Origin of the sequence: uncultured Ligilactobacillus sp. (assembly GCF_948826705.1) — a bacterium.
In the GTDB taxonomy this organism is placed as follows: Bacteria; Bacillota; Bacilli; order Lactobacillales; family Lactobacillaceae; genus Ligilactobacillus.
This window is the reverse complement of the sequence record NZ_CAQLEL010000099.1, coordinates 1-4,831: the sequence shown is the minus strand read 5'-3', so window position 1 is coordinate 4,831 and position 4,831 is coordinate 1. Positions and strand designations below refer to the sequence as shown.

Genomic DNA, 4,831 nt, shown 5'->3' with positions numbered 1-4,831 from the left:
CTTTGGTCCACGCTTCATCTCGCATACCAGCGACCACTAACGTGATTAGTGCTAGGACGCCAGCCCAGCCAACCACCCATTCTTCGTGTGGTAAGAATCCAGCTAGCATGATGCCTGCTAATACTGCTAAGATGTAGCTACCATTGATCTTCATAATCGTTTATCTCCTTTCTGATAGCGTTCTAACAACGCTTTGACATCAACATCTAGTTCATCTGGTATACATTCGATAATTAATCGCGGCTTATCGCTGGCTGTCATGTCTAGTTTTACGCCAGTGACACCACGTCCTAACTTGTGCCCATTGAGCTTGATGTCGTATTCGTAAGAGTAGCCGAAATCGTCACTTTCGGTCACTCTCTTTTTGATCTCGAGTCGTAACTTCTTCATTTTCATTACCTCCATTTCTTCTTAGCTAACTCACAGCACCCGTCAACAACGATCAGCACTGCTAGAAACAATAACCACTTGATAACTCTCACCTCCTACCTTCAATTAGAACTTTCGCAACAAACGCGTTTAGCTCTGGCGCAACTTCCCACAACTTGACCTTGCTCAAGTCTTCGATAATCTTTCCGTTTGCGTCAATGTTGATAACATTCAACTTACTTGCGTCACCGACAATCATTTTCTTAGGCATTTCGCTCACCTCCTTAAACTTCTAATGTAGTTTGTGCGTTAATTCGTTCGATCTCTTGTTTTAGTGGATATGATGGATACCAATTTCCGACAAAAGTCATCGCACGATCGAAATCTTCTTTTTTTAGATCTTCATACCTCGAGATCACAAAAGTGTCTTTTAAATCATGCTCAAGCTCTCTAAAAACCTTACGTGGTGCATTCTTAGTCTTATAGAAGTTACTGTCTTTACCGCCACAAACTTCAACAGCTTTACGGTTACGCGCAGCCTTCAGCTGATAACGCTGTGTTGAGTCGATTTCTGACTTGTTTTTGATATAGTCAATGTCATCTTCAACTCGCGACATACGATCGTTTAGCCTGTTTGCCACTTGCATCGTTAACGCCAATTTTTCCTCTGGTGTCTGCGGTAATTGATTTTGTTTATACCTCTTTTCAACTTGAATAAAATATTGACGCGCTTGCTTACCTCGCTCGGTTCGTTGAATCATCGAAATCTCTTTCGCCATATCTAGGGTCATTGCGTGATCTAACTGCGGACGACCTCCAAAAGGTTTTTCACTTTTTTGTGATAAACCTATAAAATCAACATTTTCATCAAAACCATATTCGGTCATACGATCAAACCATTGAGTGTATGGCGTGTTCACTTCTAAAAACTCATGTAAGTCTCGTCCACTCACAACAACTGATCCATTTTTTTGTTTTCGCACTGGTACTAATTCATCCATTCTGGTTGACCTCTCTTTTCTTTTTTTATTTAAGTGTCTTTTAGGACACAAATTCTGCAAAAAAATTTCATAAATTTGTTTTTCACTTAACGAGAGCACTTTTGCTAAAGCCTTTATCTCATTTGCTTTGAATGGTCTTTCATCTCTAAGACCCTTATAAAACGTTGAAGGTGACATAGGGACGCCATAATCATTAACTGTTTCAATAACAGCGCTAACTGTCCGCCCTTGAGTTTTAATAATTCCAAGCAATTTATCTTTTTGCATTTTTTCACCCCGTTTCCTTTAGGACACTTTTATTAAACACCATATTTTTTAACATGTCAACACTTTTTGTGTCTTAAAATACACTTTTTTATTTTGAATAGCTTTTTTGTGTATAATAAGACACACTTTTATGTTATCATTAACAATATAATTACTAAGGAGAATTTATTATGGATTTGCATTCAAGACGTAAAGAGCTGGGCTTGACTCTTGAAGATGTTGGCAAGGCAGTTGGCGTTGGCAAATCTACAGTTAGAAAATGGGAAACTGGATATATTTCTAATATGGGTAGAGATAAAATAGTGGCACTAGCAAAAGTTTTACGCATCAGTCCATTAGATATACTAGATCCAGATAGAGATAATACCCCAGATAACGAGATCCTAGCTGTATATAGCAAGCTTAGCGAACATAAGAAAGATAAAGTTATAGACTACGCACGCAAGCAATTAGATAAAGAAACATCACGAATAAAAAAACTCCCTACACCGTTCACGAAATCTAACCAAACGTACGAGTTTCCATTTAAAGGTGCTGTTTCTGCTGGTACTGGTGAGTGGATGGACGACGAAATCAATGAAACGATTATGTTGAACCATGAGCCCCCCGCCCATGCTGACTTCGCTTTAAAAGTCAATGGAGACTCAATGCAACCATTATTTGAAAATGGACAATTAATTTTTGTTGATGTGGTCGAAGATCCTGCGAAAGTTTACTCTAATCAGATTGTGATCGCAGACTTAAATGGTGAGGCATTTGTAAAAAAGATTGTCTTTGAGCAATCTGGTTGCAGATTGGTCAGCTTAAATAAAAAATATGAAGATAAGATGGTTACGGAAAATGACGCTTTTTACGTTAGAGGCATTGTCGTACTTTAGTACAAAACGTTGACCATTAACTAATACCGTGTAATAATGAAATTACTGGGAGTTAAGCTCCACTTATTATTTTTTTCGCGGGATCCAATCCCCTAGCGCGGTTAGTACATGAGCTGATCGCGCTTTTTATTTGTCCAAACACTGATGACGTTAAAAGCTGAAATAAAAAGGAGTTGATTTTTCTATTATGAAGAAAAATCGTTTAGCTTTGAATACTTGGACGGGTATTCTTGACATTATCAATTGCGTCCTATTTGCTATATCTTGGCCAGTCATCTTTAGCACAGCCTTTTCAGATGCGACATCTGGTGGTAATGCTACTGATGGCATTGGTACATTCTTCTATGCTATGGCATGGATCGGTGTAGCTTTGAACATCTGGGCTTTGGTTCAATCAAAGAAACACGGCATTTCTCTTGTTGGTTCTGTTTTAGGTATTATTGGTAATGCACTATTTGGTTTTACAGCTATGATGGCCTTCCCAGCATTAGTAGTTTTGATTATCGCAGCAGTATTTATTATGTTACAAAAGCCCGCCAACAATACAGCATCTCAAAATATTAATGTTCAAGTAACAGAAAATATCACTGAAGATCCTAAGAAACAAGATAAATAGCAATTATTTCAACCCGTCCAAGTGGCGGGTTTTAATATCACCGAAAAAGAACATATATTCGTTTAAATATATAAATATGGAGGTAAGATATGAAGGTAGCTTTATATTTACGAGTAAGTACACTAGAACAAGCCGAGAGTGGGTACTCGCTCGAAGAACAAGAAGATAAATTAAGAAAGTATTGTGAAGCTCGAGATTGGGACGTTGTGCATGTTTATCGTGATCCCGGATTTTCGGGGTCGTCGCTAGATCGTCCTTCTATTTCTCAAATGCTTGCTGATGTAAAAGCTGGAATTTTTGAAGGTGTCTTAGTCTATAAATTGGACCGCTTGAGTAGGTCACAAAAAGACACACTGTACATCATTGAAGATGTTTTCAACAAGTACAACGTGTCTTTTATCAGTATGTCAGAAAACTTTGATACTTCGACACCGTTCGGTAAAGCTATGATCGGTATACTTTCAGTATTTGCACAGCTTGAACGTGAACAAATCAAAGAACGTATGCAGATGGGCAAAGTCGGACGTGCTAAGGCTGGTAAAGCGATGAACTGGTCAAACGTTCCATTTGGATATAGATATGACAGCGTAAATGACACTTATGATATAGATGAGTTTCAAGCTGCAATCGTCAAACGCATATTTGCTGATTACCTTGCAGGTAAGCCAATAACTAAAATACACAATGAACTAAATGAAGAAGGACATTTAGGTAAGAAAGTTCCTTGGTCACATAGAACGATCCGACAGATTCTAGATAATCAAACCTATACAGGCGTCAATGTTTTTAAAGGCGAGATTTATCCAGCTTTACACAAACCCATCATAGATGCTGAAACGTTTGAACGCACTAAAAGAGAGATTTCACGGCGTCAACAAGTATATGCCGAATCTGGAAATCCTAGACCATTTCAATCTCAATATATGCTTTCAGGCTTGATACGTTGTGGATATTGTGGTGCTATATACATTATTCTCACTCGTGGCGGTAAGCATGAAACGCCTTATCACATTTACCGATGCGAAAGCATAGCACGTAGAAGCGCAACGAATATACATCGCGATCACTGTCCAGCAGAGCGATCTTATAAACGACTCGAACTAGAAAAAATTGTGGTAGACGAAATCCGTAATCTCCAAGTTAATCCAGATCTGATTGATAAATACAAAGTAGAAACATTCGATCCGGAGCCACTAAAAAAAGAGCTTGAGCGTATCAGATCACAGCAAGACAAACTTGTTGATCTCTATTTGAATAGTGGATCGTTACCACTCGACAAGCTACAAGAAAAGTCAGACGAACTGGAACGCCAACGCAAAAAAATAGAACAACAGATAAATAGCACACCTACGCCCACACTGTCCGTCGACGAAGCGAAAAAAATCTTGGATACTGACGATGTTACCAAACTTGAATACGATCGACAAAAAGTAATAGTCAGACAACTCGTCAGCGGGATAACCATTACCAACGACGATTTTAAGATAAAGTGGTCGTTTAGCCTGTAATTCAACTGTTAGCCTTATGGTGCTTACTAAATTTTGACGATTTTTAGTGAGCGCCATTTCCACTAATGTAAACGCTTTCATCTTAGTTTTTTTCATTTATACAGTCCCCCTAAACTTGAATATAGCGGTAATAATAACGCTAAGTATGTGCAAATGATCACTATTGCGATCACCATAAACAATAACGGTTGG

General features: G+C 38.4%; 6 protein-coding genes. 3 read left to right on the top strand and 3 right to left on the bottom strand.

Translation table 11 applies throughout. The features are described from left to right. Positions 1-150 precede the first annotated feature (150 nt). The 3 genes from Q9Q35_RS06720 to Q9Q35_RS06710 all read right to left on the bottom strand — a co-directional run bounded on the left by Q9Q35_RS06720 (position 151) and on the right by Q9Q35_RS06710 (position 1,370). Positions 151-390, bottom strand: a complete 240-nt coding sequence (locus Q9Q35_RS06720; RefSeq protein WP_221678153.1) for a hypothetical protein — start codon at positions 388-390, stop codon at positions 151-153. An 88-nt stretch (positions 391-478) separates the two neighbouring features. Further along, a complete protein-coding gene (locus Q9Q35_RS06715) occupies positions 479-640 on the bottom strand; it encodes a hypothetical protein (RefSeq protein WP_160192581.1) in 162 nt (53 codons plus the stop codon). Positions 641-653: 13 nt separating this feature from the next. Beyond that, positions 654-1,370: an ORF6C domain-containing protein gene (locus tag Q9Q35_RS06710; protein WP_225418341.1), complete on the bottom strand. Its 717-nt coding sequence runs from the start codon at positions 1,368-1,370 to the stop codon at positions 654-656. 437 nt (positions 1,371-1,807) lie between these two features. Between Q9Q35_RS06710 and Q9Q35_RS06705 the strand changes: the two genes are divergently transcribed. The 3 genes from Q9Q35_RS06705 (at position 1,808) to Q9Q35_RS06695 (ending at position 4,639) form a co-directional block, all read left to right on the top strand. Further along, the gene (locus tag Q9Q35_RS06705) at positions 1,808-2,515 is read left to right on the top strand and encodes an XRE family transcriptional regulator (RefSeq protein WP_119448343.1); all 708 of its coding nucleotides are present in this window, start codon (positions 1,808-1,810) and stop codon (positions 2,513-2,515) included. A 187-nt stretch (positions 2,516-2,702) separates the two neighbouring features. Continuing rightward, positions 2,703-3,131, top strand: coding sequence for a transporter (locus tag Q9Q35_RS06700; RefSeq protein WP_119448344.1), 429 nt, complete (start codon positions 2,703-2,705; stop codon positions 3,129-3,131). A gap of 89 nt (positions 3,132-3,220) precedes the next feature. Further along, positions 3,221-4,639 carry a recombinase family protein gene (locus Q9Q35_RS06695; RefSeq protein ID WP_119448345.1) on the top strand — a complete coding sequence of 473 codons (1,419 nt, stop codon included), beginning with the start codon at positions 3,221-3,223 and terminating at the stop codon, positions 4,637-4,639. Positions 4,640-4,831 lie beyond the last annotated feature (192 nt).

Bases quoted from the DNA above. Each gene is read 5' to 3' on its own strand.
- Q9Q35_RS06720 (WP_221678153.1), bottom strand. From the start codon at position 390: ATGAAGAAGTTACGACTCGAGATCAAAAAGAGAGTGACCGAAAGTGAC.
- Q9Q35_RS06715 (WP_160192581.1), bottom strand. From the start codon at position 640: ATGCCTAAGAAAATGATTGTCGGTGACGCAAGTAAGTTGAATGTTATC.
- Q9Q35_RS06710 (WP_225418341.1), bottom strand. From the start codon at position 1,370: ATGGATGAATTAGTACCAGTGCGAAAACAAAAAAATGGATCAGTTGTT.
- Q9Q35_RS06705 (WP_119448343.1), top strand. From the start codon at position 1,808: ATGGATTTGCATTCAAGACGTAAAGAGCTGGGCTTGACTCTTGAAGAT.
- Q9Q35_RS06700 (WP_119448344.1), top strand. From the start codon at position 2,703: ATGAAGAAAAATCGTTTAGCTTTGAATACTTGGACGGGTATTCTTGAC.
- Q9Q35_RS06695 (WP_119448345.1), top strand. From the start codon at position 3,221: ATGAAGGTAGCTTTATATTTACGAGTAAGTACACTAGAACAAGCCGAG.